The following is a 26,450-nucleotide window of genomic DNA, read 5'->3' on the forward strand; positions in this document are numbered from 1 at the left end:
TCCTTCCTATTTATTTCGATCATAGAAGTCCATGAAATAGTCTTCTAACGTAAAAGGTACTTCAGACATAAATTTCAATTCATAATCAGCAATGATAGAAAAGAATTGATTGATTTTTGCATCAGTGACTTCCACTTTGACTTGTTGATGCTGTGGTTTTTCTAGAACAATATCTATGACATCTGAAGAACCCGTAGCTTTGATAAAGCGGTCATAATCTTTTTTTTGCACGAATTCTAGTTTGAATGTTTTCGTTTCTTTATGTCGCAATTCGTCCGCCACAAAGTTAGAGACGATGCGACCATCTTTTATAATCGCAATTCGGTCACAAGTCGCATCAATTTCAGAAAAAATATGACTTGATAACAAAATTGTTTTCCCACGTTGTTTTTCTTCCTTAATAAACTCAATAAAGACATCTTGCATCATGGGATCAAGTCCGGATGTTGGTTCATCTAAAACTAAAACTTTAGGATCATGCATAAAAGCTGTGACAACGGCTAGTTTTCGCTTCATTCCTAAAGACATCCGTTTAATGCCACCATTTTGTTCTAACTCAAATTTCTTAATGAGATAGTCCGTATGCGTTAAATCAGTAATACCTCGTAATTCTGCCATCATTTTAATAAATTGTTTTCCTGTCAATGATTCGGGTAAAGCAATCTCACCAGGTAAATAGCCGATATCTTTTTGATTGATATAATACTCCGTCCAACTATCGCGGCCGTTCACGTATGTGTGCCCTTTTTGTGGCTTTGAAAATCCCATAATGTGGCGAATCGTGGTTGTTTTTCCCGCGCCATTTGGACCTAAGAAGCCAAAAACTTCGCCTTCTTCAACATGGAACGTCACATCAAAAATACCGCGACCATGTCCATAATCTTTGGTTACATTTTCTATTTCAAGAACAGACATATCTAATCCCTTTCCTTCGTATATATTTACTAATACAACAATGTGTTGTATTGTTTAACACATAAGGATTTTACACCAATTATTTTTTGAAACAACCAACAATTTTTTTCAGATTGTTGGATTTACACGAAAAGGATCTAGTTACCATGAAAAAGAGAACGCAAATTACCGATAAAACCCGACAAAAGTTCATTGATACTTTTTGTAGACTATATCAAGAAAAACCTATCGAAAAAATAACAGTACAGGAACTAATTAGAGAAACCGGTTATAACCGCAGTACTTTTTATCAATACTTCAAAGATATCTATGACTTACTCGACTACATTGAAGAGGATGTTGTAGACTTTATCATCATAACTCGTGGAACAGATTTCCCCACTGACATACACGATACAGAATGGTTAAATAAAATGGTTTTAGTTTTTGAAACAAAAAAAAATTACCTAGCAGCTCTACTAGGTAATTATGGCAGTAATCGTTTTACTGATCGCCTCAAAGCCGAACTTCCAGGATTTGCTGCTCTTCCAGAACCATTTGACAAAGCATCTGCTGAGGTATATTTCATTTACGAGGCCTTTTATTCGGGTGTCATTGCGAGTTTTAGAAGTTGGGTAAAATATAGCGAATACCTTACTTCAAGCGAACTAATTACGCTAATCTCCCAGTCTTTTTTAACTGGACTAGATTCCAAATCAGGACAAAATATGATTCAGTCGCTTAAAGATAACGCAATTAAAAAATCAGAATGACTAGTGTTATAACGCTGGAAAATTAACTTTATAAAACGTGATTTAGTAAAGTAAATATTGACACTACCTTTTATACAAGAAAAAAGTTCAAGGTTTCTACAGGAAGTGTAAGCCCTCGAACTTTTTTCAGTTAAAATAAAACACTTGGTCTTTTTTATCGTATTTATTTTTAACTAAATCCACTATAAAATTAATAAAGTGAACCCTTTTACTAGTCTTGCTGTTTTTTCATTTTATTTAATGCAGCATCCATTATTTTCTTTTGTAAAAAATTAGGATGTTGTTGTGCGGCAATATGCAACCCATTATTAAATTCTACCATTAAGTGCCATTTGTGCCCTTCAGCGATTTCTTTAGGCGCATTTTCTGGTAAAAAAACGCCTAATTTAACCTTCATACCGTTTTTTGTTTTGGACAGCTGATGCATCCCCAACATTTTTGTATCACTATGGTCATTGGCTAAATAGGTTTTGCCCGCCATTACCACGTCTACTTGTGGATCAGGCGTTATAGGATAATCTGCTTTACTACCTGGCTTTAAGTCCAAATAAGAAGGTTCTTTGTACATTCCAAATGTTTCGATAATAATTTGTTCACCTTTATGATTTGCATCAAAATAATAATGTTCTGGATGAATCGTGGAAGGCAAATAAAGATTATTTTTTTTCATCAAAGATTGATTAAATAACATAAATTGCTCTAATGTAATATTTTCTGTTTCCACCTCAACATAAGCTTCTTGGAAATTGCCTCCCGCTCTAGAAGTATTACCAATTTCATGCCACATATTGTCCCCTTGTTCAATTTCGGGTGCAAAAAGTTCCAATGTTCTCTCCTTACCTAACGCTTCACGGGTTTGAGCTAAAGCAATTTTTGCACGTTCTAATGGTAATTGAAGTAGCTCAGCAAGAATTAATTCTTTGTTGTCCAAATATACCGGGATATTCTTTTTATCAAAAATTCGAAATACATGGTGATATCGACTCAGTTCCATTTCTAATATTTCTTTTTCAGGAACAACTCGACCATCCACCGTAAAGGTAATTTTATAATCACTCATCTTCTAAACCTCAACTTTCATTTGATGAGTTCATACTAATCCGTTGGTAATAAGATATCTACAACTAAGATCTTTCAATTGTAGATTAATACAACACCCTGTAGAATAAAATAAGAAAGGTGGAGGAACATGGCTGATTTACGTTTTGAACGAACAGACGAAATGTTACAAATACAATTTATAAAACTTTTAACTCAAATCCCTTTTGAGCAAATCTCTGTCTCTAAACTTGCTAAATCAAGTAAAATTGATCGTACAACTTTTTATGCCCATTATGAAAATACCTATCAACTTGCAGAAAAAATAATTAATCAGCATCTTGCTTTTATAAAAAACGTGATCCAAAAAAGCATGCCACAACAGCTTAATGCAACATATTTTGATAGCTACGCCTATTTCAACGATGCACTGGTAGATTACCTTATGGAAAATCAAGTTGAAATTCAACATTTGCGTCAATTAAATTTTGGTATGAATAGCTTTGATGCAAAGCTCCGCAACTTATTTAATCAAACTTATTCAAAAATTTTACACTTTAAAACAGAAGATTTTGGTCAGTATATCATTACAAATCTAGCCTTAAGTAACTTTGATTTTATCTTGGAGAAACAGCGCGTCCCCTCAAAAAAAGAAATCAGAGACGGCTTAGCAAAAATAATCACATACTTCTCCTGATATCACAGGTAAAGATAAAAGATATGTATAAGCCCTTCAAAAAAAACCATGCTCAAAAGAAGATCAACTCCTTTTAAGCATGGTTTGTATAGATGATTGCAACTCCAATATAAGAAGTTAACAAAATTGTCACATCTTTATTATTCTAATCAAACATAAATATTCTTTAATAAAGTTACAAACGGCATCGTCAAAAGGGGCTATAAATAAAGTGGCAACAAATTAGCTTTTCTAATAATAGTAATTAACTTTAAACTTTTAGTTTAATAAAAAAATCCCCACTAATATAAAGTAGTGGAGAGATAAATTGGAGGTATTAACTTTTTTATCCGATAGTTTTTTTCGTAGCAAAAATACTATCTTGGTAATCGTTCTTCTCGTACTAATAAAGGTGCAAAAACCTGATGCGGCTCAGTTTGATACCAATAAGCGACTGTTGAAATATCATCTTCACGTTCATATAATTTAATATCGTCATTTCCTAAATCTTGAAAAGTTACCCGTAAATCTTTATGAAACGCAATTGGATCTGGCAAATGCCAACGATACAAACCATGCATCGGCAATGCATCATCACCAAAACCGTGAACAGGATTCGGGTTAGGTTTACCGGCACTAAAAAAATCTCGTGTGTGATCTCTTTTTGATTGGAACGGATAGCCCATATACATCGTATTAAAGCATTGTGCATGTGGTAATTCACCAAAGTCTTTTTTGTGAAAGGCCCATGCACCACCAAAATAATCTTCCGCTCCAGTTGACGTGATAGTTGGAAACTCTTTATCCCCGTCAATATAAAATTTGAATTCACCTTCTCCCCACCAATAACGTTCCAAAGCACAAAGTGCAAGATAGGTACCAATATAATAGCCCTTGCCCTTTACGTTATCAATTAGCGTATAATCAACACCTTTTTGGGTAATACGCTCCCTATTCCATTTAGCGTGAAAGTACATAGCTTCTTCTGGGATAGCCATCAAAGCAAAATTAAACGTATAAAAAATATGTTTAATAAATTCAGGATGTTCACTTGTTAGTGTGATTTTAGCTTTTTTTCGAAAAGGCATTTCAAAGTAACAATTCATTCCTGACGTCGGATTAACAACAATCGGTAGTGAGTTCACGTCACAGCGAGTCCCAAAACCATTACAAAAAAAATCTCCCAATGGGCACTCTACAGAAGGTTCTGTTTCATCATCCCAATACATTCGTAAAATTAAATCACGTAAAACAAAACTCCCCGCAGTAGTTTTATCGGTTACCGTCATCCAAAAATGACGTAAAATTCCCGGTCCATCTAATTCTGCCAAAACAATCGTCTCGCCTGGATTAATCGGAACAGACGGTGTACCTTTACGCCCTATACCTAAATGACTAGCCGTCATAGCAGCTTTTCCCTTTTCTCCGCTTTTATTTTCTGGAGTAATCGTTCGACTTTCTTCCCCTTGATGCATCCAAATTGGTTTTAACTGTTCCATCATTTTTTCACTCATCCTCATCATCAATTTGAGTATACGTTTTATTCATATATTGAATTTGCTGTTTTGATTCTTCGACTAAAGCTGGCAAATCTAATTCAGGCGCATCTAATTGTAGTAAAATACTCATCGCTAAAGGCAAATTTAGTCCAGCAATGACATGAATCTTATCGGAAATATGGGCAAAGAACTTTTGGTTTACGCTGCCTCCAGCCATATCTGTCAAAACAATAACTTCATTATTTTCTCTTACTAGCTCATCCACAACCTCGTCAATTTCTTCATTTGATTCCACATAAGCACATAATGCAGTTACACGATCACCTTGACCTGTTAAAAATTCTAATGTTTCTTTAAATCCTTGTGCTAAAGTCGAATGACTTGCAATCACAAATTTTCTCATAACTTCCACCTAACTTTTTTAAGCTAAAATACCAAATCCTGCCATAATCATTGAAAATATAATTACTAATAAAATTAGTATCGTCATGCTGACTTTTTTCTTAGATAGTAAATAATAAGCTAACCCTGTAATAGCTACTGGAATTAATGCAGGTAAAATTTTATCCAGCATCGGTTGAATTTCCATAGCAACTTCTCCAAATTTAAATTTAATTGGCGTTGCCACATTAATAACTGACGCAATTAAAGAACCAACTACCGTTAAACCTAAAACAGAGGCTGCTTCAGTTAAATACGTAATTTTTTCACCGTATTCAGTAATGATTTTTGTTCCTTGTTTATAACCAAACTCAAAAGCACGCATTCGGAAAAAGAAAATAACTAAAATCAAAGCTAACCACAATAACGTACCAACTGGATTTCCTTCCAATGCCATATATGCCGCAATTGAGCCCATAATCGTTGGAATCATTGTCATTAATAATGAATCGCCAATCCCCGCTAAAGGTCCCATTGTCCCAACTTTGAAATCTTGAATCGCGTCTTTTGCTCTTAATCCTTGCTTTTCTTCCATTGCTACAACAGCTCCAAGAATAATCGCAGCTAACCAAGGTTGCGTATTATAATATTGGAAATGGTTGTTTAAAGATTCAATGTAGTCTTCATCTTTTTTATAAATTTTACGCAAAATAGGTGACAAAGCATAGGCAACAGATGCGCCTTGTTGAGACTGGTAATTAAAAGTGCAAACACTCATTAACCAGCGATAATTAGCCTTGCGCAAATCTTTTTTTGTTACTTTGTATTGTTCATTGGAAATATTATTTTGCATTTTATTCGTCCTCCCCCATAAAGCCTTGTGTACCAGCTCCTTGAGCCGCTAAGGTTGCATCTTTTTCTGCTCGTTGATAGATAATATACGCTAAAGCAAAACCAATTACTGCAGCACCAATGATAGGTACTTTTAAAAATGCGGCTAAGAAGAAACCAATCAATAGATAGCTCATATATTTCTTGGTTGGCATAAAACGTAATAACATTGCAATCCCGACTGCTGGTAACATTTTACCTGCTAAAGTTAATCCACTCATAAACCAAGTTGGCATATGTTCTAATAAATAATTAACAGCAGATTGACCTAATGTAACAGATAAAAATACTGGTAGGGCTGCTGAAAGTCCAAAAAGTAATGGGCCCAACCACAAAATGCCAGTCATCTTTTTAAACTCTTGTTGATTCGCATATTCTTGGGATTTTCTTACAACAAACCCATTTAAAATTTTTACAATGACGTCTAATTGAACCCCAAGCATCCCCACGGGTAAACCAACTGCTAAACCTGCATCCACGCCTAAACTTGTACCAAAAGCTGTAGCTATAATTGTCGTAGTTCCATAATCAGGAACAGATGAACCACCAAAACCAGCTACCCCTAAAGACATCAATTGAACAGTACCACCAACAATTAATCCCGTTTTTACATCTCCCATTAATAATCCAGTGAATAATCCCCAAAATACAGGATAATTCACAAACAGCATTGGAATGCCATAATAGTCTACATGTTTAATGAAAGCTAAAACGGTTAGTAAAATAATTTGTAATATTGATAAGTGCATCTTCTTACTTCCTTTCTATTGTTTAAAGCATTTCTGCAACATTTTGAGCTTTATCTGCTGGAACAAATTGTGTTACAACTTCAACACCACGTTTTATTAAATCTTGGTAAGTTTCTGCATTTGCTTGTGTTGCGTATGCACGAGGTGATAGTTGTTTTCCTCCTTCTTTCACGACAGTTCCACCTACAATTAGTTTAGTGATTGAAATTTTATTTTCTACTAAATGAAGAATGGTTTCAGGTTCTTTTACAATAATAAAAACCTTCTCACGATCATATTTTCCCTGTTTAAAATTATTAATTGCTGTTTCTTCTGTAATAATTGAAACAGCCATACCTGCCGGACGTGCTAAACGCATACTTGCTTTTGCAATATCATCATTTGCTACCTTGTCATCAATCACCATCACACGATTTGCACCAGACATCGGTGCCCACTGGGTTACAATAATTCCGTGTAGCAATCTGTTATCAATTCTTGTCATTACAATACTCATCTTTTTTCCTCCAAATAATTATTTTCATTTCTTTATAAGCAATTAGTGTGCCAAAATAAAAAAAGCTTGATAAATCAAGCTTTTTTTATATAATCATAAACATAACTTACCTCAAATGGCGGAATTTCGACACTATAATATTGTTCAACGACAGTAAAGGCCTTTTTAAATTTATAATAAAAATTTTGTAATTTAACATCATCAAAATTGAGATTAATTTCATCTTGTAAGTGTGATTGTGTCACCAAACGTTCAATCAAGCAGCTTATATGAACATATAAGCCAAAACAAGTATTATTGTCCACGACTAAATTCATATCATTTTGTAAAATATAGATAGCATCTGTCACTTGCTCTAGCAGTTTAGTTGGATTTAAAATAGTTAGCTGTTCCATCAAATTAGTTAAACTAAAATTTTTCAAAATACTTTGATTTAAATCAGTAATTTCTTTTTCAGTAAAATGTCGTTTTAATTGCCCTGCTAGCTCCTCAATATTTATTCCCAAAATTAATTCCTCGATAGAGTAAAATATTTTATTTTCTAGTTCTGGATTCAACGTACCTACAATAAATAGAATATTATATTCTTTTTCTAATTCTTCAATATAGTTTTCATTTGCTAATGAATAAAAATCACAAGTTTCAATTAGAATATCTGTTTTCTTTGGAAAACTGTTTTCTAAAATACTTTTTAACTTATAGGAAGTCCCTAAGCCACTAGCACAAGAACAGAGGATCATATCTCTTTTAATTCTTGAAGCTTGATAAATCCCCTTAATTTCGTGATTATGCTGAATGCTGGCTAAAATATCCTTTAATGGAATTTTCAAATGCAATTGATGTCCAGCATCTAGTGCCATTTTAGTACTAACATTATTTAAAATCCCTAAACTCTTATTGGATGGCAAGTTAAGTCTTTCATGAATTTTCTCTAAAGATCCCATGTCTACTAATAAGAGCAACTCATCAAAAGTACTCCTCTCTTGCAGATAACTATTCACTTGTTTGGAAATTTCTTCTGAACTGCTTTGCAAAGGCATATTAATCGCATCAAAAATAAAATCACCCGCCAATGTGTTCACTGTTTTAGCAATCGATGACGCAGTACTTTCCCCGTGTGCAATAATTAATGCTAATCGACTTTGAGTAAAATTTTTGTCTATCATTAATCGGAATAATAACATTAAAATTGTTTTCTCGAGTTTACTAAAAGTACCATCACAATGATTATAAAACTCTTCAACCATATTTTTTTCACGACTACAATTGGCTACAAAGAAATCGTATAATTCATCAATTTCTTCATTTGAAATTATACTGTTTCTTTCGCTGCTCCATTGATTTAAGTAAAAGAGCGTTACTTTTAAATAGAAGGAATCAACATTTTGTTGATATTCTTTTTCTAATATCTTAATAAATTGACGAAACTTAATTGCTAAGTAACTCGTATCGTCGACTGCTAAATCCATTTGAATACGATGAAACTGGCGTTTAAAAAAATGATCAAATTGAACGAATAAACTATCTTGCACGTAATTACTAGAGAAAATAGAACTTAATTCACCCAAAAAAGTTTGATAAGACAAAATCTGCTCGCTACTTAGCAAATCGTCGAGCCAAATTAGTTCACTCTTAGCATTTGACAAGGTTATCGTAAAGCTATGACGACTAATATTTTCCGGCAAATTCGTCATTTGTACGTTCAAAATCTCCGTATCACTAAAATCCGTTACAAAGGCATTTGCACAAGAAAGTTGAATTACATTTTTCAAATTTCCGACATTTCCTACAAAATCATTTTGTTGTAAAAAAGAAAAGAGATGATTGGAAATCATAATTTTTCGATGCAATTTTGCTTCTTCTTCTTTAAAAAATAATTGGATCAATTGCTTTTTTTCTGAAACTGTTCGCCTTTGAAGGATTGGTAATGTTACTTTTACTGGGATACGTCTTAATAGTGTTGTCAATAAATTTTCTTCAGGATTTTCTGACGTAGCAAATACAATTCGGCAATGGGATTCATACCATTGCTCATTTTCACCAAGCCGATGAAAACGTTGTGCATCCATAAATTGAAAAAGCTTTTCCTGACATTCGTTACTAAGTGAATGAACCTCATCCAAAAATAAAACGCCACCATCTGCTAGTTCTGCCAAACCTTTTCTTGTTTCATTCGCTCCAGTATAAGCCCCCTTAACAAATCCAAAAAAATTCGCCAAAAATAATTCTGGGTTATTGGCGTATTCACTACAATTTACTGCAATAAAATTCGCATTCTCATCAATTAATCGATAAGTTTTTAAATGTTGATAAATTCCTTGAGCTAGAAAACTCTTACCAGTACCTGTAGCTCCGTGAATTAAAATTGGCAAACCATTGGGAGGATATTGAATAGCGGCTTTAATTTGACTAATAGTATTTTTCAAACTTCCTTTACTACCAATTACACTTTCTAACAATGATTGATCATTTTGTAGCACCCATTGCTTTGCTTCTTCTAAAGAAGAAAAATTCTGCTCTTTAGTAGCTCTTTCAGGAAGCGTAAAAAAAATAACTGGCCGACTATTAATTTTACCTATCACGCCATCTTTTACAAATTCATTCAAATATTGTGAAACAATATTACGACTAACGTCAAATTGCAGTGCAATTGCTTGTGCATTATTACCATTCCAATTCGTACTACTTTTAGTATTTTTCTTAACATATTGAAAAATTTCTTCTTTTAAAATACGCCTTCACCACTTCCGCTTAACACTAATCGATATAGTTCGACACTATGATTATAACATCTTTTTTTCCAAAAAATAGAAAAACACATATTTACAAATATGTGTGGAAAACTAGCTCGCTTCCACTGAAGGAATAGCGTTATGTTCCAGCACTAGGTCTCTCACTTTTTTAATCTCAGCAAGAGAAGTAGTTGGAAACGAAAGAACAATATCTACATTGGCTGGTAAGCAGCGCAAAACTTGTCGCCAGTCAACAAAGCCACAATCTGGTGTTGTTATGACCGGTAATTCATTAATATATGTAACATCTTGCAAAAAAATTTCTGTGATATACTCTTTTAGCATGTCTACGGCAACTTGCTCATCTTCTCCAACAAAACGCCAATTTCCAAGATTAAACAGATAGCCTAGATTAATAGGAAGTAGTTTAACTGCTAAAAGAAACTCTGCAATCTTATCGAGTCTTCCTGATGGATAAGCTTGATCGTTGGTTACTGTTATTGTAATGGCCAATGAATCTAATTTTCTAAGGGCTCTTAATCCAGCTGGGCTATAGTCACCAATAGTTAAAATTAGCTCTGTTGCTCCTAAATTTTTAGCTTCCATTAAATAATGCGGCACCATTTTATTTAACCGGCCCATTTTAAACAATTCATCTTCAATAACATAACTAATTTTTAACCCTAATTTTTGTGCCATGGCCGCTATTTTTTTTATTTCATCTGTTTTTGCTACTTCTTCAAGCATTTTGTGGTGAATAGTGATTCCTTTAAAACCCATTTTTTGCAAATCAATTAATAGTATTTCTTTTGTGTAGCCCATGCTTTCATCCAAAAAAGTTACATCAAATATAAGATTTGGAGCATTCACCTGTGTTGTCCTCCCAGTTTTAAAGCGTTTTTATATCCGTTATGGTAAACCGGTTACTTAAAAATGTCAAATTTGATAAAAAAACAAATATTTCCTTCAGTTTCTCTGCCAGTATAATGATACCAATAGTCCAATTATTTTAACATGACAAAACAATAAATATTTTTTTTGCAAAGATTAATCTCTTTAACTAAATTTACGTTAAATTTAGTGCACTATTTCATACTGATTGTCCCGTAAAAAATGATTTATCCGCTGTTATATTTTTGTCACTTTTGTCTTAATTTTTGCTAAACTGTAAAAAAAATTCATCATTATGTAATTCCTTTGCATGTTAAAATGATAAAAAAGGAGGTCTTTAATTTGGAAAAACTATTTTTTATCCCTTTTAACTGGATCTATTCTTTGTTGTCTTAAATAAAAAGTGGCCCAGGTGTATGGCACCTCTTTAACTATCGCAGGCTAAACTATAAAAAGACTTCAAAAAGTAGCGTATTTTTACAAGCTACTTTTTGAAGTCTTTTTTTGATTTTTAGACTCCTGTTTTTTCTAAAAATCTTAGTTTAACTTAACTAAAGAAACATTCTACTTCAGCTTTGCCATAAACCTCTGAGTATTTCACAACAACTTTCCCAAAGCGTTCTTGAATTTCATCATGATCAACCAAATCATATTTTTCAACGCTTAATACTAGGCAATTCTCCAATTTTTTAACAACTTCACCAATAACACGACGTTGTAGTCCGACTGGTTTACATTCATATACATGACCTAAACTAATATTATCTCTGTTCATTGCTTCTCCTTTTATAACCTTATTTTCATTATTTTATAATATAAATATACCATTATTTAATTATACTGCCAAGTATTTTTAACAAAAAAAGACAAAAAAACTCTGAAAACAGCTCGTAAAGACTGTTATCCAGAGTTTTTTAAACTAATAAAAATTGAAAAGCATTAATTTTTAATGAATTGTTCTTCGTACTGTCTGTGTAATTTTTCTTTTAGCTACTTTGTTTACTGCATTAGTAGTTGTGCATATTCCTCTAAAAAATTTTGATCAATTTCATCGTAGCTACCTGTTTTACTACTATCAAGATCTAAGACTCCGATCAATTCATTATTCTTAACCAAAGGCACGACAATTTCAGACAGCGCAGCAGAGTCACAGGAAATATAATTTTCATGTTCTTTCACATTGGCTACGATAATTGTTTGTCGTTTTTGAGCGCTTTCACCACAAACACCCTTCCCCATTTGAATGCGGGTACAGGAAACGCGCCCTTGGAATGGGCCTAAAATTAACTGATCATCTTTAAAAAGATAGTAGCCAGAAAATACAGTATCCGGCAAAGTTTCCTTTAATAAAGCAGAAGAATTGGCGAGATTTGCCAATAGATCATCCTCGATTTCAAGTAATCCTTTTTGTTGCAGTAATAATAATTCATAAGCAGCTATTTTTTCTTCTTTCGTCCAAGCCACGCACATCACCTCTTGTTGGGGATTATACCCCAAACTGCTTGAAAATACTTCATTAAAGTTAACTCTAGTAAAAAAAATCTAAAAAATAATTCGTAAATTCAATCGTGTGACAGTTTTTATGATTTTGTGTAGGATAACTACCAGGAGGTAAGAAAATGAAAAAATGGTTGAAAATAATTTTACTACTCATTGGCACGTTTCTTTTAGTAGTAAGCGGATATTTAGGGTATGTCTTTTTGAATTATCATCGTATTGCCGATAATGTAAATTTAAATGTCAAAGCCCAGCAAGAGAAAACCCTAGCAACAAACACAAATTACCGCGCACTAACGTATAATATTGGCTACGCTTCTTATCCACCGACTTACAGTTTCTTTATGGATGGCGGGACACAATCCCGGGCTGATAATAAAGGGATTGTTTATAAAAATCTGGCAGGAATTACCAAATCCGTAAAAAAACAAAAGCCAGATTTAGTCTTCTATCAAGAAGTTGACGAAAATGGTGATCGTTCTTATCACGTTAACGAAGTAAATTTGCTCCAACAAAAATTTGGTAACTATAATAGTGTCTATGGGGTAAACTATGACTCACCTTATCTCTTCTACCCTTTTTCTGAGCCCATTGGCAAAACAAAATCTGGCTTAGTTACGTTGAGTAAGAGTTCATTAATGCAGGCCAAACGCTACCAGCTGCCCATTGATAAAGGCGTCACAAAAATTTTAGACTATGACCGTGCCTTTACAGTAACAAAAACTCCTGTCAAAAATGGTAAAGCATTAGTTTTAATTAACATTCATTTATCAGCATATACCAAAAACAAAGCTATTCAAAATGCACAATTAAAAAAACTCACAGATTTTTTGACAACAGAATATGAAAAAGGCAATTACGTTTTAGTTGCCGGCGACTTTAATCACGATATTTTAGGAGATGCTCCTGCGGTTTTTGGCACTGCCAAAACGCCTTTGACTTGGACGCATCCTTTTCCAAAAGACAAGTTACCCAAAGGATTTCATATTCCCGTAAACAATTTAGCAACTGCCAAAGTTCCTTCTGCGCGAAATTTAAATGAGGCTTATAAAAAAGGCCACACCTTCGTGACTTTGATCGATGGCTTTATTGTTTCAGATAATATTGCGGTTAAAAATATCGCAGTAGTAGATACAGATTTTGCTTATTCTGATCACAATCCTGTCACGCTTGATTTTCAATTAAAATAGATATTACTGGTATGCCTTTAAAAGACCGAATAATTTAAAAATAGCCGCTGCTATCTTTAAGATAATTCGGTCTTTTTTACCGCTAAAACACTTTTTAAGATACCTTTTCCGCTAATTCGGTCATATTTTCAGTTAATTCACTGACTTTTTCTTGTATTAAAAAAATATTGTGCCAAGACAAATACGAGTCGATATGTAGCACAGCCAAATTATCATCTAGTTTCAAGTCTTCTGTGGTTAAAATTAAGTCATAGTGGCTAATTTCTGTCATGAAGTCTTTTTCAGCTTGATTTCCTTGCACTATTTCAAAATTACCATAAATTTTTTTGGTAATCTGCATAGCTAAATAGCTTTCTGCGGTAGGCGACAGACTCGAAAGCAGCAAAATCTTAAGTCTCTTGTGACTTAATTTTATTTTTTCCATCCAATCTGGTACAAAGGTGATAAGCCAGTATACATAAGCAATAATGAAGTCTTTTTCAAAATAAAAATGATAGCTCGTGGCAATATCTGTTACTAATTGTTTAATTTTCTCTACACCAAAGGGATATATTTTTGCCATTGCGACAACGAAATCTTTTTTATCAAGGCGAAGAATATTTACACAAGTACCATCAGTTGCATAGAGAAAAGAAAAATTTTGCAAAATACAACTAAGCTCTATTTGTTCCTCTTTTGTTAAGGGTTTTGTCAACAGTCCACTAAACTTGGCAACCAGTTGCTGGTGAATGGCAAAATGAGTCTTGCCGCGTTCATTATTTTGCAAAATTGCTGCCAATTGATTGGTGTTCAAAATTAGGCTGTCACTATATAAAAGCCAAAATGAATCTTTGCAATTTTGCTCACCATAAGCAAAGTTAAAAGCTTGAAAAACCAACTGCTGAAATTGTGTTGCCATACTTCCTGTTGGTAATGCAATACCTTCATTTTGTAATTGCCATTTTGAGAAATGATGGTGATTTTTAATCCGCCATAAGCTAATGTATAAATTATAAACCAAACGATGAACAAAAATATGTTTTTGTAAAAAACCATTTTTTTGAAGAAACGCTTTTACAAAGTCGATCAACAGATTTTGTTGCTCTTTTGTAAAGGTTGGCAAACTAATTTCCAATTGATAATTTTTTTCTGAAAAATAACGATAATAGAGTTGCCGAATAGTACTTTCTTTTCCTTCCAAGCGTAAAGGACGATGTTTTAATTCAACGCCGATTTCTTTTAGAGCAGCTTGAATTTTTTTCAAGTAACGTTGCGTATTGGAAACACTTAAATATAATTCTCCTGCCAATTCGGTAATATTATCGTGCTGCTCGTATAATAAAGCCTCAAAAATCTGAAACTCCGAGGATCGCCGCAAAAATTCAGCATACAAACGACTAACGGAGGATGATTTTTGCATTTTAAGCTGATGTAATCCTTTATATTTCTCAATTTGTGCGATATCTTGTTCTTCATTAATCAGACGTATATCGTTTAATAAGACTGGTAATGAACATTGCAATTCCTTTATTAGCGTATCTGTTGGTAGTCCATATTGACTTTCATGTAGTAATTCTAATAAGTGTAAATGCCGTAGCATGCTTTTACTTAGTAGTGACCTTAAGTTCATCAAATCGCCCCTAACCCCATTTATTTCGTCTCTCTTTATTCAGAGTAGCAAAATACAGCTATTTTACAATCCTCCATCAAATAATAGTAAAGAAATCCCCCTTTATGAGATTTTCTTACCACAATAAAAAAGCCTTTTAGCTAGCAGATAGCCATTATTACAATTTGGCTACTTCTACTTTACTAAAAGACTTCATCAATTTTGTTTGGCGATATGTTGGGTTAGATTGTCTACTAAATCATTTAGTTGCAACAACATAACTTTTTCTTGCTGCACTTCAATGAAACGGCGATGGGTCAGCACACTTCCAATTAGAAGTAGAAAATACTTCTCTTGTAATTGCTGTTGCTGACTTGTAGATAACTGGCATAATTTGGGGTCAGCTTGAATCAAATCATAAAAGAATTGTTGGGAAATTGTTTGAATCGCACGACAAGTTGTGCTCTTTTTTTTAGGATAAAAAAAGATATGTAAAAACAATTCATAACATTTCTGATTATAAACGACAAAATGTAACGCAAAGTCGGCTAAACCATTCGCATAATCGACTTTTTCAAAACTTTGATTAATTTTTGCAAAATAATTGATGACCAATGCTTGTTTTAAATCATGCATCGAATCAAATTGTTTGTAAATTGGTTGGGTACTCATTTTCATATAGTCGGCTAAGTTACGGGTCGTCAATTCATCAAAGCCATATGTCTGAACAAACTTTGCGGCTTTATCTAAAATCATTTTTTTCGTAAATTTTGTTTTCCTCATATAACTCCCCCTTATCTAATAAAATTCTAACAATTTAATAGAAATAAAAGTTCTGATTTTTTTTACACCCCTGTAAAAATATTAGAAAAATCGGGAAACTATTTTTAAGCTACTAAAAAATCCAAAAGCTCAGACAATAAAACTTTGCTTTTGGATTTTTTAATTATCACAAGTATTTAAATAAAATTTAGCAGATATACAGCCAATAAGAAAATTCTATTTGTGCTAGGAGCTTTATCCTACTAATTTTAACCTAACTTTTTTACCCTACCCGTTTTTGTTTTGTTTTTACATATTTCAAAATTTCTTGAATATTCAACTCCGGATGAGAAACATTAATATAAAACAATTGTTCTTTTTGAATTAAATCACCAATTTCATAATTACTTAATACGATATCAAAGTCACTACTGCTATTCCAAGCAGTGGCATATAGATTCGGATACTTATTCAGCTCATACAGATAATATTCCGTCATTTGCCGGGCCAAAAGTTGGTTGCCGACATAATAAATCCCCACATGATACAAGGCTTCTTTTTCTTCTTGTAAATATAAAAAGGCCCGTCCTAGATCACCCCGTAGCGGATCGGTGATTTTTTGATGAAAAAATAATTCTGGAAAGTAACTTTCTAATTGCAAGACAATCCCATCAAAATGTTTTTTTTGATCAATAGCTTCCAATTCATCTAAATAGCGATTAAAAAAGATAGCTTGATCCATCATAATCTGTCCTTTTAGCAAAATATTTTGCCAAATCGACTTGATTACATTATAGACGACATAACTATTTTTAGTTGAGGTAGCTTCTGATAGAAAAAGAAATGTTTGCACAAAACGAAAGCTGACAAAGTTATGTCTTCGACCTAGATCTTTTAATTCTCTGAACAATAAAGAATCCGAAGAAGAAAAATGATGGCTCATGAAAAAGCAAATCAAGCGGCTCACTTCACTATTTTTTTGGGTCGGAAAATAAACTAAATGCTTATGGCATAAATTTTTTAAAATGCCAAAACTAGACATCTCCTGCACGCCACTAATAAAGCTCTCCCGATTACCTAGATTGCGGATTTCCGCCACAAAATCAGCCTCAGTAGCTAGCTGATCTTTTCCTTGTTCGCTGCGAATTTTCACGACCCATAAGTAGAGGGTCAATTCATGTAAAAAACAATGATTAACGCGAATTTCTAAGCATTGTTCCAAATCAGAAATAAACGCGGTCGGTAACAACTGCTCTTGTAATTGTTCAATCTTTGTAACAGGAAGTGTATGAAAAAAAAGAGAACTGAAAAAATGACGAATTTGCAATTCAGAACCTTGAATTTGATTATTTTTAATAACCAAATCAAATTCAAGTAATAATTGATTCAGTTCCTTTACCTCAGCATAATAAGTTGCCATACTTAACCCATTTAAATCGCAAAAATAGTTAACATTCACATTTTCACGAAAAAAAATCTCTTTTAAAATCTTATACTTACGGGAATATTGCATCAAATATTTTGTAATAAAACTTAAATTCTGAGTTAAATCAATATGTAAATAATATTCATAGTTGGAAGCAGTCAGTTGGAACCCTTCCATATCCTTAAAAATTGCTTGAATATCTGCCACTAGTTTCAACAAGGTTGGTCTTGTCAGTGCTAATTTTTGCGCGACTGCTTTTTTAGTAGCACGATTTCCTCTTTGGGTCAGAAAACGGAGAAATTCCATAATTTTTTTATCCCAGTCATTTAGGAGTTCTCTTCTGTACATCGTATAACCTCTTCTCTAGCTTTAAAAGATAGTTGCTAACAATTGGTACTACCTTTTAAAAACACTGCCATTATATCATAGACCATAAAGTAAAATTTCTAAAAAAGATAAAAAAAAGAAATATTATCACTTTTTTAGCCAAAAAAGTTTCAATAAAAATTATTTTCTACCAATTTGTTACAAAAAAAGAAATTCGGCTTGATTTTCCATTCTAGCAAAAAGATATTCAGGAAACAATCCTTTTTTAAATTTTTTTCACTCGGATTCCCCCATTTTTTTCTAATACCTTTTTTTAATTGTGGAAAAAGATTGGCCTATTGTGAAACATCCCCGCAAGAAAAGAAACTTGCATTTAATTTATTTTCGATAAGACAGTGATAATTCTGCTACCTATTACATTTAAGTAAATTACAATATTTTTTTGTGAAACATTTTTATTAAAACGAAATAAAAACAGTAAGGATTAAACGAATAAAGACAAAAATAGACTTCTCTATTTTAACTTTACGCATTTTCCTTACTGTTTTTGTTATTATGCTTGGGTATCAATGACAGCGTCTGGATTTTCAAGGACGCTACGATCAATTTCTTTAATTCTTGTGGAAGTGACAATTCCTGCCACCATCGCATCACTGACATTAATTGCTGTCCGAGCCATATCAATAAGTGGTTCTACTGAAATAACCAAACCAACAATAGCAATCGGTAAATTCAATGCACCTAAGACGATCAACGAAGCAAAAGTAGCGCCACCACCAACTCCGGCTACACCAAAGGAACTAATCGTCACCACGGCGATTAACATTAAGACAAATTGGATACTAAAAATATCAATGCCGGCAGTTGGTGCAACAATTGTTGCTAACATCGCCGGGTAAACTCCCGCACAACCATTTTGTCCAATTGAGATACCAAAGCTAGCAGCAAAATTCGCAGTGGCATCATCCACTCCAAATGCCTTGGTTTGTGTCTCAATATTTAATGGCATTGAACCGGCAGATGAACGTGAGGTAAACGCAAAACTTAAAACTGGCAATGCTTTTTTCAAATAAGTAACTGGACTGACTTTGACAAAACTTAATACAAGTAAATGGACCAACATCACGACAATTAATGCACTATAAGAAGCCAAAATGAATTTACCTAAGTTAACGATTGCCGCAAAGTCACTTGAAGCCAATACATTGATCATTAAGGCAAAAACGCCATATGGTGTTAAGCGTAAAACCAAAGTTACAATCCGCATGACAATTTTGTAAAGACTGTCCATCAGCTTTTCAAAAAATTCCGCTTCTTTTGGCGCTTTTCTTTTTACACCAAGATAAGCAACACCGACAAATGCCGAAAAGATTACAACCCCAATCGTACTGGTTGCCCGTGTGCCAGCTAAATCAGCAAAAACGTTGGTTGGAATAAAAGATAGAATCTGTTGTGGAATTGATAAGTTTTCCACTTGTGTCTGGCGTTGTGCTAATTCAGCAATGCGAGCAGATTCAGCTGCACCTTGCGTAAAAGAGGCGCCATCTAAATTGAATACCACAATACTCGTATAACCAATTAACGCCGCAACAGCTGTTGTTGCTAAGAGCGTTGCCAAGACGGTAAAACTAATTTTTCCTAGCTTGTTACTTTCTTTCATGCGTGTAAAAGCACACACAATTGAAACAAAGACAAGTGGCATAACCAACATTTGTAATAAGCTTACGTAACCATTCCCGACAATTTGAATCCATTCTAAAGCACCAGCGGTCACAGCGTCTTTTGTGCCAAAAATTAATTGCAATAGTCCGCCAAAAACAATCCCAGCAAACAATGCCACAAAGACGCGGGTTGAAAATTTCAAGTGTTTTTGCTGTTGGCGCCAAAACACATAAAGCAGCGCAGCAAAAACCACCAATACAGCAATAATTAATAAAGTAGTCATCGAATACCCCCAAATAATTCCTCTAACATCACGTTAAGATTATCTACTTTCTTTTAAAAAAAGAATTTCGATTTACTTATTATAAGTTAGTTTACTTCATCTGTCTTTTATTACGACTTATGAAAGCGGATCGAATTTTGAGATTGGGATTTTTTATAAATTATTTTCAATTCCAAAAAGATTCTATGAAAATGTGCGTAAAAAATGGGATACTTTCCTGATAATTAAAAAACCCGCCTCTATAAAAGTGGCGGGTTTGTATTATCTTACGACAGACTTCAAGCTACAATTTTATAAGTTGTTTTTTATTTGCAATTGCAGCCTTGGCACAAGCGAGACGGGCGTTAGGAATTCGAAATGGTGAACAAGAGACGTAATCCACCGGTAAGGTTTGGATAAAAGCAATAGACGCTGGATCTCCCCCCACCTCTCCGCAAACTCCAACTGACAAAGATTCTTTTTCTTGCTTGCCATTTTCTGAAGCAAAACGCATTAATTTTCCTACGCCTTCTTGGTCTAAATGTTGGAAAGGATCACTTGGCAAAATTTCCTGATGCGTATATGTTGGCAAAAATTTATGGGCATCATCTCTTGAATAACCATAAGTCAGCTGGGTTAAGTCATTTGTCCCAAAACTGAAGAAATCTGCTACTGCTGCTAATTGATCAGCAATCAGGCAAGCTCTAGGAATTTCAATCATCGTTCCAATTTCAAAAGGCAAGTTTGTTCCTGTTTTTTCAAACAAGCCGTTAATAACTTCCTGACAACTGTCCTTTACTATCCTAAATTCTTTGACTGTCCCCACTAAAGGAATCATGATGTGGGGCGTTATGGTAATTTTTTCTTGCGCAGATATCTCAAGTGCCGCCTCCATAATCGCTGCTACTTGCATTTGATAAATCTCCGGACAGGTAATTCCTAGGCGTACACCCCGCAGACCCAACATTGGGTTTACCTCTGCTAAGTTTTTTACTTTGGCGATTACCTCTTGACTATTCAAATTCAACTCTTTGGCGATCGCACGCAATTCTGATCTATCTTGAGGTAAAAATTCATGTAATGGTGGATCCAATAAACGAATTGTACAAGGCAATTTTCCTAAAATTTGATACATTTGACGAAAATCATTTTTTTGCTTTTCCTTGATATACCCTAGTGCTTCATCCATGCGAGAACGATTATCAGCTAATATTAATTGCCGCATCATCTTGAGGCGTTCTTTTTGGAAAAACATGTGCTCGGTGCGTGCTAACCCAATTCCTTTCGCTCCTTTTAAAAGTGCCTCTTTTATTTCTCGCGGTGTTTCAGCATTCCCATAGACAGCCATTGTGGCATGGGCATCACAGATTTTCAAAACTTTTTCTAAAACCGCTGAAGTTTCGACCTCATTTAAAGTCAGTTGACCTAAATAAATACGACCGCTGCTACCATCTACTGAAATAAAATCACCTGTTTTTAAAATTCCATCGGTAAAGTTAGCAACCGCTTTTTCTTCATCGACTTGCAAGTCTTCACACCCTACAACACAGCATACTCCCATTCCTCTAGCTACAACTGCTGCATGAGAAGTCATTCCGCCACGAGCTGTGACGATAGCCTCACTGACACTCATACCTTCAATATCTTCTGGGGAAGTTTCATTACGGACTAGAATTACCTGGCTGCCTTTATCAGACATTTCTTTTGCGGCTTTCGAGGTAAAAGCCACTTGACCCACCGCAGCTCCTGGACTTGCCGGTAAACCGCGAACAATTGCTGCTTTCTTTTTAGCATCATTGGTAAAACTTGGATGCATCAATTGCGCAATCATTTCTTCATCAAGGCGATTAATCAATGTTTCTTCACTGATTACGCCTTCTTTCATTAAATCGTAGGCGATTGCAACTGCCGCTTGGGGTGTGCGTTTACCGTTGCGAGTTTGCAGCATATACAATTTTCCTGCTTCAATCGTAAATTCAACATCTTGCATGTCGCAATAATGCTTTTCAAGTTGCATAGCAATTTCAATTAATTCAGCGTATACATCTGGCATTTTTTCTTGGAGCGTACAAATTGGTTCGGGGGTTTTAATTCCTGCGACGATGTCTTCTCCTTGCGCTTTTAGTAAGTACTCCCCATACACGCCTTTTTCTCCTGTGGCGGGATTGCGGGTAAACATCACCCCTGTTCCAGAATTTTCAGAGTAATTACCAAAAACCATTTGTTGAATGGTAACCGCAGTGCCTAAATTATCCGAGATATTGTGAATACGACGATATACCTTGGCGCGTTGATTATTCCAACTGGAAAAAACTGCCTCCACGGCAATTTGTAATTGTTCAAAGGCATCTTGAGGAAATTTCCGCCCTGTTGCACGCGCAAAAATCTTTTGGTAATTCGAGATAATAGTTTCCCAATCTGACTTTTCTTTTGTCCCAGTTGGAATTGCTCCAAAATTTTCAGCTGGAATATTATACACAACATCAGCAAACATTTGAATGAAGCGACAGTAACACTGAAAAGCAAAATCTTTATTTTGGGTAATTTCAGCTAGTGCATAAACTGTCTCATCATTTAACCCCAAATTCAAAATTGTATCCATCATTCCTGGCATCGAATATTTCGCACCACTACGAACCGATACTAGCAACGGATTAAGACCTATACCAAAACTTTTATTCGTTAGCGTTTCCAATTCTTTTACTTGAAAATTGATTTCAGCTATCAAGCCTTTTGATAGTGTTTTTTCTTCTTGAGCTAAATAATTTTTACATGCATCTGTACTAATAATAAATCCATTCGGCACTGGTAAATCAAGATTTGTCATTTCACATAAATTAGCGCCTTTGCCGCCCAAAAGATCCTTCCATTCTTTTTTACCTTCTTGAAAACGATACGTCAATTTAGTCACACCATTACCTCCAAAGTGATATACTATTTAATATAAAACGACTATACCTTTGGAAATATATTTTGTCAATAAAAATATGTGATATACTGTTAATTAATTTAGTTACACTATATAATTATAATGTGTCACACCTGCATAAAAAGTGATAAAATCAAAAGATAGTATTTTATAAAAGATTGGAGGGATTGTGGTGGAATTATCCCAGCGACAATTAGCAATCACTGAAATCGTAAAGAAAAACCAACCAATCAGCGGAGAAAAAATTGCTGAAATTCTTGGTCTATCTCGTGCCACCTTACGAAATGATTTTTCCATTTTGACTATGACAGGCGTTTTGCAAGCACGTCCAAAAGTTGGCTATGTTTATGCTGGACCAATAAACCAGAGTGAAACCTTGGAGGAATTACTCGCGGTATCTGTGAGAGAAATTATGATTCCGCCTTTAAATATTTCACAAGAAAGTACGATTTACGATGGAATTACCACCCTTTTCATGTACGATGTCGGTTCCTTATATGTAGTAAACGATGCCCACGAATTAGTCGGTTTATTGTCCCGCAAAGATTTATTACGGGCCTCATTAAATAAGATGATTGATAAGACACCCGTAACAGTGGTCATGACGCGACTCCCGCAAATTAGTACTTGTTTTGAAGATGATCTGCTTTTAACTGCTGCAGAAAAATTGCGCACACTGCACGTTGACTCGCTACCGGTACTAAAAAAAAGCAATCCTAAAGTTGCTGTAGGTAAAATTACCAAAACCCGTATTCACGATTATCTAATTGAAAATATAAAGGAGTAAGCCGATGGAAAAGTTATCGATTGTAGTTATTTCAGATGTCTCAGGTGATGCTGCCCAAGTTTTAGCCAATGCTGCCGCCGGACAGTTTCGCGGAAAAGATATTGATTTGAAACGTTATCCTTTAGTTCGTGATAAACAAACGCTAAAGGAAATTTTAGCAGAAGCAAAAGAAAATAAGAGTGCAGTCCTGACTACTTTTATTCAAGATGAGTTAGCTAAGGAAGTCAAAAGCTTTTGTCAGGAAAATAATCTACAACATCAAGAGCTTTTAAACTCCATTTTGCACATGTTCGAAACCTTGACAGATACAGCACCAATCAACGACCCTTCGACGGTTAGTCAATTAAACGATCAATATTATTATCGAATGAATGCCATTAACTTTGCTTCTCGTTATGATGATGGTAAAGATCCCAAAGGCTTTTTAAAAGCAGACTTAATTATTCTAGGGCCTTCTCGAACGTCAAAAACACCACTTTCCATGTATTTGGCCAACCAGTCGATTAAAGTTGCTAATTTGCCCCTAATTCCAGAAGTCAGTTTACCGCAAGAATTAGAACAAGTCCCTAAAGAAAAGATTGTTGGCTTAATGGCCGATCCCCAATATATAAAAAAATTCCGTCACTCTCGACTTTATGCCTTGGGTCTTACCAATGGTAGCAGTTATACCGACGAAACCCGTATTCAAAACGAGATGCGCTATGCAAAAGAACTGTACCAAAGATATGGTATCCAATCATTTGATGTCACAAATCGCTCAATAGAAGAAACGGCTGGTTTAATTTTGGAGACTCATCCACATTTAGCCAGTCTTGGGAGCAAACTTTAAAATCACGCTAAAAATAAAGAGGATAAATTAAAATGCCAGTTTGACCTGATGCCTTTTAATTTATCCTCTTTATTAGTAAAACTGTATTCAACCAGCAATTGTACCATTGGGAACTTCTTTTTCTGGTATTGCTAAAACCGGCGTAATTTTATTGGTATAGCCTATATCAAAAAGCATCCCATGGGATTCAATCCCAAACATCAGCTTGGGTGCCAAATTAACGACAAATAATGCCTGCTTGCCTTCAATTTCTGCTTGGGGATTTTCTCGTTCTTTTTTCATCCCCACTAAAATGGTTCGTTGGAATTCACCGAAGTCTACCACTAAACCCACTAACTTATCAGAGGCAGTAATATCAAAAACTTTAACAATTTTCCCTACGCGGATATCTATCTTGTCTAAATCTTTCATCGTAATCGTTGGTTTAACCATTTATATTCTCTCCTTGGGTAAAATAGATTCTTCTACCAGCCATTTCAATTTTTTCAGTCTGAAATGCTTGTAATATTTCTTGGTGCAATTGTGTCGCGACGTAAGTACCCTCTGTATAGTAGACAATATAGCGAACTTTTAATACAATTCCGTCTTTTGTGACATCAACAATTTGAACTGGTTTTAATTCACCGTCAAACAACTGCATTTTTTTCATTACAGCTTTTTTAAACAGCTCATCTGCTAAGTATTCTTTTTCAAAATTTTCATAATAGTTTAAAAGAGATGCAGCTATAATTTTTTGTGCCAGTTGCCAATTACTTTCAAAAGCCAAATTGTAGCTGATTTCTTTCCAGACAAAAGGCGTCATCTCATTATAATTGTAAACTGCTTCTGTCAAAATTTTACTATTGGGAATTTTGACAGTTCGGCCTGTAGGGGCTTCTGCGTCAAACCAATGACTAATTTCCATGAGTGTAAAATATAAGATGCCAACAGAGATGATTTCACCTTTAACGTTACCAATTTCAATTCGATCATACATTCTAAAGTGATGCTTATTCACAATTAAAAACCAACCGGCCACATTACTGATTAATCCTTTAATCGCCAACGAAAGAACTAGACCAATAAAAATCAGTACAATTAATAATGTATCCAACGCATTTAACCACAGGCGCGTTAAGCTAATTAAAAATAAAAAACGCAATAAAAAACGTGTAATTGTTCCCACGATATTTAACGTTTTGACATCTTCAATAATTTTGCGCCAAAGCTGATGAAAAAGCCACTCCAAACCGATTAACAGTAGTAATAAGACGACTGACATGCCAATTTTACCACTGAACTCATTTGGATCTTGAATATTATTCATCATTTCTTCTAAAATTTTATCCCAAAAATTTTCTGTCAACTCCCCCATCACGGCTCTCCTTTTTTATGCCTTTCTTTTATGTTACGCCAAATGAGAACGTTAAACAAATATTAACTTGACGAGCATATAAATAAAGCCTTCATGCTTTATCTTGTAAAAACAAAAAAAACGACAAATCAGAAGTATAAAACTTGCTGATTTGTCGGGTTAATTTAAAAAGGTAAGTCGCTACTCTACCCGTGGTTCTCTTGCTTGTTGTACATTTTCTTTCACGTCTTGCGCGCCATCACTAACTTTATCTCCGGCTTTGCCTAAAGCATTTTTTGCTTTTTCAGTTTGTTTAGAAGCAAATTCACCTGTAGCAGATGCAGCGTCAGATAGCTGATCTTGAACAGTAACAGAATCTTTTTCATATTGTTCTTTTGATTTCACATCGACAACGTCAACGTTAACTTCAATAACATCTAATCCTGTCATATTTTTCACTTCACGGGCAACGACTTCTTTGATTTGATTGTAGATAGAAGTAATGTCTTTGCCATATTCAGCTACAATGGAAAGATCTACTGCCACTTGTTTTTTACCAACTTCAACATCAATGCCAGAAGTTGGGTTGTCTGTATTCACTAATTTGCCAGCAATATTAGAGAAGAAGCCACCATCTACTGTTAGTAAACCGCTGATTTCATCAAGAGCGATACCGATGATTTTTTCAACAACTTTGTCATCAAAAGTCAATTCACCTTTAATCCCCTCAGCTTTTGGTACTGGTGGTTTTGGTGGTACCGGTTTTGTTTCTGGTTTCATACCTGGTGTTTTGTTTTCCATGTTAAATTCCTCCTAAATATTTGTTAACCGAACTTGC

The 26,450-nt window shown here is 34.4% G+C and carries 24 protein-coding genes; 5 read left to right on the forward strand and 19 right to left on the reverse strand.

Annotated elements, in window-relative coordinates; genetic code table 11:
- Positions 1 to 6 precede the first annotated feature (6 nt).
- Complete coding sequence (locus tag K4422_RS02920) at positions 7 to 915, reverse strand: ABC transporter ATP-binding protein (RefSeq protein ID WP_230709070.1); 909 nt, start codon at positions 913 to 915, stop codon at positions 7 to 9.
- Positions 916 to 1,061: 146 nt separating this feature from the next.
- Here K4422_RS02920 and K4422_RS02925 point away from each other — a divergent pair, with 146 nt between their 5' ends.
- Positions 1,062 to 1,667: a TetR/AcrR family transcriptional regulator gene (locus tag K4422_RS02925; protein ID WP_230709073.1), complete on the forward strand. Its 606-nt coding sequence runs from the start codon at positions 1,062 to 1,064 to the stop codon at positions 1,665 to 1,667.
- A 211-nt stretch (positions 1,668 to 1,878) separates the two neighbouring features.
- On the opposite strand, the gene K4422_RS02930 is transcribed toward K4422_RS02925, so the two are convergent.
- The gene (locus K4422_RS02930) at positions 1,879 to 2,727 is read right to left on the reverse strand and encodes a hypothetical protein (protein ID WP_230709075.1); all 849 of its coding nucleotides are present in this window, start codon (positions 2,725 to 2,727) and stop codon (positions 1,879 to 1,881) included.
- A 129-nt stretch (positions 2,728 to 2,856) separates the two neighbouring features.
- Between K4422_RS02930 and K4422_RS02935 the strand changes: the two genes are divergently transcribed.
- Positions 2,857 to 3,402, forward strand: a complete 546-nt coding sequence (locus K4422_RS02935; protein WP_230709078.1) for a TetR/AcrR family transcriptional regulator — start codon at positions 2,857 to 2,859, stop codon at positions 3,400 to 3,402.
- Positions 3,403 to 3,758: 356 nt separating this feature from the next.
- On the opposite strand, the gene K4422_RS02940 is transcribed toward K4422_RS02935, so the two are convergent.
- The 9 genes from K4422_RS02940 to K4422_RS02980 form a co-directional block, all read right to left on the reverse strand.
- A complete protein-coding gene (locus K4422_RS02940) occupies positions 3,759 to 4,880 on the reverse strand; it encodes a glycoside hydrolase family 172 protein (protein ID WP_230709506.1) in 1,122 nt (373 codons plus the stop codon).
- 7 nt (positions 4,881 to 4,887) lie between these two features.
- Positions 4,888 to 5,283, reverse strand: coding sequence for a PTS sugar transporter subunit IIA (locus tag K4422_RS02945; protein ID WP_230709081.1), 396 nt, complete (start codon positions 5,281 to 5,283; stop codon positions 4,888 to 4,890).
- An 18-nt stretch (positions 5,284 to 5,301) separates the two neighbouring features.
- The gene (locus tag K4422_RS02950) at positions 5,302 to 6,114 is read right to left on the reverse strand and encodes a PTS system mannose/fructose/sorbose family transporter subunit IID (protein ID WP_230709084.1); all 813 of its coding nucleotides are present in this window, start codon (positions 6,112 to 6,114) and stop codon (positions 5,302 to 5,304) included.
- 1 nt (position 6,115) lies between these two features.
- On the reverse strand, positions 6,116 to 6,901 hold the full coding sequence (locus K4422_RS02955; protein WP_230709086.1) for a PTS mannose/fructose/sorbose/N-acetylgalactosamine transporter subunit IIC: 786 nt from the start codon (positions 6,899 to 6,901) through the stop codon (positions 6,116 to 6,118).
- 22 nt (positions 6,902 to 6,923) lie between these two features.
- Positions 6,924 to 7,397, reverse strand: a complete 474-nt coding sequence (locus K4422_RS02960) for a PTS system mannose/fructose/N-acetylgalactosamine-transporter subunit IIB (RefSeq protein WP_230709088.1) — start codon at positions 7,395 to 7,397, stop codon at positions 6,924 to 6,926.
- Between the two features lie 74 nt (positions 7,398 to 7,471).
- Complete coding sequence (locus tag K4422_RS02965) at positions 7,472 to 10,003, reverse strand: sigma 54-interacting transcriptional regulator (protein ID WP_230709090.1); 2,532 nt, start codon at positions 10,001 to 10,003, stop codon at positions 7,472 to 7,474.
- Between the two features lie 237 nt (positions 10,004 to 10,240).
- Entirely contained in the window at positions 10,241 to 10,999 is a 759-nt protein-coding gene (locus K4422_RS02970; RefSeq protein ID WP_230709092.1) for a hypothetical protein, read from the reverse strand.
- Between the two features lie 568 nt (positions 11,000 to 11,567).
- On the reverse strand, positions 11,568 to 11,795 hold the full coding sequence (locus K4422_RS02975) for a hypothetical protein (RefSeq protein ID WP_206904693.1): 228 nt from the start codon (positions 11,793 to 11,795) through the stop codon (positions 11,568 to 11,570).
- Positions 11,796 to 12,019: 224 nt separating this feature from the next.
- Positions 12,020 to 12,490, reverse strand: a complete 471-nt coding sequence (locus K4422_RS02980) for a GAF domain-containing protein (RefSeq protein ID WP_206905317.1) — start codon at positions 12,488 to 12,490, stop codon at positions 12,020 to 12,022.
- Positions 12,491 to 12,639: 149 nt separating this feature from the next.
- Here K4422_RS02980 and K4422_RS02985 point away from each other — a divergent pair, with 149 nt between their 5' ends.
- Positions 12,640 to 13,707 carry an endonuclease/exonuclease/phosphatase family protein gene (locus K4422_RS02985; protein WP_230709094.1) on the forward strand — a complete coding sequence of 356 codons (1,068 nt, stop codon included), beginning with the start codon at positions 12,640 to 12,642 and terminating at the stop codon, positions 13,705 to 13,707.
- Positions 13,708 to 13,801: 94 nt separating this feature from the next.
- On the opposite strand, the gene K4422_RS02990 is transcribed toward K4422_RS02985, so the two are convergent.
- The 5 genes from K4422_RS02990 to ppdK all read right to left on the reverse strand — a co-directional run bounded on the left by K4422_RS02990 (position 13,802) and on the right by ppdK (position 22,645).
- Positions 13,802 to 15,316 (reverse strand): helix-turn-helix domain-containing protein, encoded by a 1,515-nt coding sequence (locus K4422_RS02990; protein WP_230709096.1) that lies wholly within the window; start codon positions 15,314 to 15,316, stop codon positions 13,802 to 13,804.
- A 195-nt stretch (positions 15,317 to 15,511) separates the two neighbouring features.
- Positions 15,512 to 16,078, reverse strand: a complete 567-nt coding sequence (locus tag K4422_RS02995; RefSeq protein WP_230709098.1) for a TetR/AcrR family transcriptional regulator — start codon at positions 16,076 to 16,078, stop codon at positions 15,512 to 15,514.
- Positions 16,079 to 16,340: 262 nt separating this feature from the next.
- The gene (locus tag K4422_RS03000; RefSeq protein WP_230709100.1) at positions 16,341 to 17,831 is read right to left on the reverse strand and encodes a helix-turn-helix domain-containing protein; all 1,491 of its coding nucleotides are present in this window, start codon (positions 17,829 to 17,831) and stop codon (positions 16,341 to 16,343) included.
- A gap of 532 nt (positions 17,832 to 18,363) precedes the next feature.
- Positions 18,364 to 19,755, reverse strand: a complete 1,392-nt coding sequence (locus K4422_RS03005; RefSeq protein WP_230709103.1) for an L-cystine transporter — start codon at positions 19,753 to 19,755, stop codon at positions 18,364 to 18,366.
- Positions 19,756 to 20,038: 283 nt separating this feature from the next.
- Positions 20,039 to 22,645 (reverse strand): pyruvate, phosphate dikinase, encoded by a 2,607-nt coding sequence (ppdK, locus tag K4422_RS03010; protein WP_230709105.1) that lies wholly within the window; start codon positions 22,643 to 22,645, stop codon positions 20,039 to 20,041.
- A gap of 190 nt (positions 22,646 to 22,835) precedes the next feature.
- On the opposite strand from ppdK, the gene K4422_RS03015 reads away from it, so the two are divergent.
- Together K4422_RS03015 and K4422_RS03020 are read left to right on the forward strand one after the other, a co-directional pair.
- Entirely contained in the window at positions 22,836 to 23,450 is a 615-nt protein-coding gene (locus K4422_RS03015) for a helix-turn-helix transcriptional regulator (RefSeq protein ID WP_206904706.1), read from the forward strand.
- A gap of 4 nt (positions 23,451 to 23,454) precedes the next feature.
- Positions 23,455 to 24,279, forward strand: coding sequence for a pyruvate, water dikinase regulatory protein (locus K4422_RS03020; RefSeq protein ID WP_230709109.1), 825 nt, complete (start codon positions 23,455 to 23,457; stop codon positions 24,277 to 24,279).
- 87 nt (positions 24,280 to 24,366) lie between these two features.
- Here K4422_RS03020 and K4422_RS03025 read toward each other — a convergent pair whose 3' ends face one another.
- The 3 genes from K4422_RS03025 to K4422_RS03035 all read right to left on the reverse strand — a co-directional run bounded on the left by K4422_RS03025 (position 24,367) and on the right by K4422_RS03035 (position 26,413).
- Positions 24,367 to 24,711, reverse strand: coding sequence for a tRNA-binding protein (locus K4422_RS03025; RefSeq protein WP_230709110.1), 345 nt, complete (start codon positions 24,709 to 24,711; stop codon positions 24,367 to 24,369).
- Positions 24,704 to 25,633, reverse strand: coding sequence for a mechanosensitive ion channel family protein (locus K4422_RS03030; protein WP_230709111.1), 930 nt, complete (start codon positions 25,631 to 25,633; stop codon positions 24,704 to 24,706). The genes K4422_RS03025 and K4422_RS03030 overlap by 8 nt, the downstream gene beginning before the upstream one ends.
- Positions 25,634 to 25,813: 180 nt before the next feature.
- Positions 25,814 to 26,413 carry an Asp23/Gls24 family envelope stress response protein gene (locus K4422_RS03035; protein ID WP_206904721.1) on the reverse strand — a complete coding sequence of 200 codons (600 nt, stop codon included), beginning with the start codon at positions 26,411 to 26,413 and terminating at the stop codon, positions 25,814 to 25,816.
- Positions 26,414 to 26,450: the final 37 nt, after the last annotated feature.

This window comes from Enterococcus sp. SMC-9 (assembly GCF_021011285.1).
In the GTDB taxonomy this organism is placed as follows: domain Bacteria; phylum Bacillota; class Bacilli; order Lactobacillales; family Enterococcaceae; genus Enterococcus_C; species Enterococcus_C montenegrensis.

Bases quoted from the DNA above. Each gene is read 5' to 3' on its own strand.
- K4422_RS03000 (WP_230709100.1), bottom strand. From the start codon at position 17,831: ATGTACAGAAGAGAACTCCTAAATGACTGGGATAAAAAAATTATGGAA.
- K4422_RS03030 (WP_230709111.1), bottom strand. From the start codon at position 25,633: ATGGGGGAGTTGACAGAAAATTTTTGGGATAAAATTTTAGAAGAAATG.
- K4422_RS03020 (WP_230709109.1), top strand. From the start codon at position 23,455: ATGGAAAAGTTATCGATTGTAGTTATTTCAGATGTCTCAGGTGATGCT.
- K4422_RS02980 (WP_206905317.1), bottom strand. From the start codon at position 12,490: ATGTGCGTGGCTTGGACGAAAGAAGAAAAAATAGCTGCTTATGAATTA.
- K4422_RS02920 (WP_230709070.1), bottom strand. From the start codon at position 915: ATGTCTGTTCTTGAAATAGAAAATGTAACCAAAGATTATGGACATGGT.
- K4422_RS02975 (WP_206904693.1), bottom strand. From the start codon at position 11,795: ATGAACAGAGATAATATTAGTTTAGGTCATGTATATGAATGTAAACCA.
- K4422_RS02960 (WP_230709088.1), bottom strand. From the start codon at position 7,397: ATGAGTATTGTAATGACAAGAATTGATAACAGATTGCTACACGGAATT.
- K4422_RS02955 (WP_230709086.1), bottom strand. From the start codon at position 6,901: ATGCACTTATCAATATTACAAATTATTTTACTAACCGTTTTAGCTTTC.
- K4422_RS02985 (WP_230709094.1), top strand. From the start codon at position 12,640: ATGAAAAAATGGTTGAAAATAATTTTACTACTCATTGGCACGTTTCTT.
- K4422_RS03025 (WP_230709110.1), bottom strand. From the start codon at position 24,711: ATGGTTAAACCAACGATTACGATGAAAGATTTAGACAAGATAGATATC.
- K4422_RS02990 (WP_230709096.1), bottom strand. From the start codon at position 15,316: ATGAACTTAAGGTCACTACTAAGTAAAAGCATGCTACGGCATTTACAC.
- K4422_RS02930 (WP_230709075.1), bottom strand. From the start codon at position 2,727: ATGAGTGATTATAAAATTACCTTTACGGTGGATGGTCGAGTTGTTCCT.
- K4422_RS02950 (WP_230709084.1), bottom strand. From the start codon at position 6,114: ATGCAAAATAATATTTCCAATGAACAATACAAAGTAACAAAAAAAGAT.
- K4422_RS02995 (WP_230709098.1), bottom strand. From the start codon at position 16,078: ATGAGGAAAACAAAATTTACGAAAAAAATGATTTTAGATAAAGCCGCA.
- K4422_RS02925 (WP_230709073.1), top strand. From the start codon at position 1,062: ATGAAAAAGAGAACGCAAATTACCGATAAAACCCGACAAAAGTTCATT.
- K4422_RS02935 (WP_230709078.1), top strand. From the start codon at position 2,857: ATGGCTGATTTACGTTTTGAACGAACAGACGAAATGTTACAAATACAA.
- K4422_RS02945 (WP_230709081.1), bottom strand. From the start codon at position 5,283: ATGAGAAAATTTGTGATTGCAAGTCATTCGACTTTAGCACAAGGATTT.
- K4422_RS03035 (WP_206904721.1), bottom strand. From the start codon at position 26,413: ATGGAAAACAAAACACCAGGTATGAAACCAGAAACAAAACCGGTACCA.
- K4422_RS03005 (WP_230709103.1), bottom strand. From the start codon at position 19,755: ATGACTACTTTATTAATTATTGCTGTATTGGTGGTTTTTGCTGCGCTG.
- K4422_RS02940 (WP_230709506.1), bottom strand. From the start codon at position 4,880: ATGGAACAGTTAAAACCAATTTGGATGCATCAAGGGGAAGAAAGTCGA.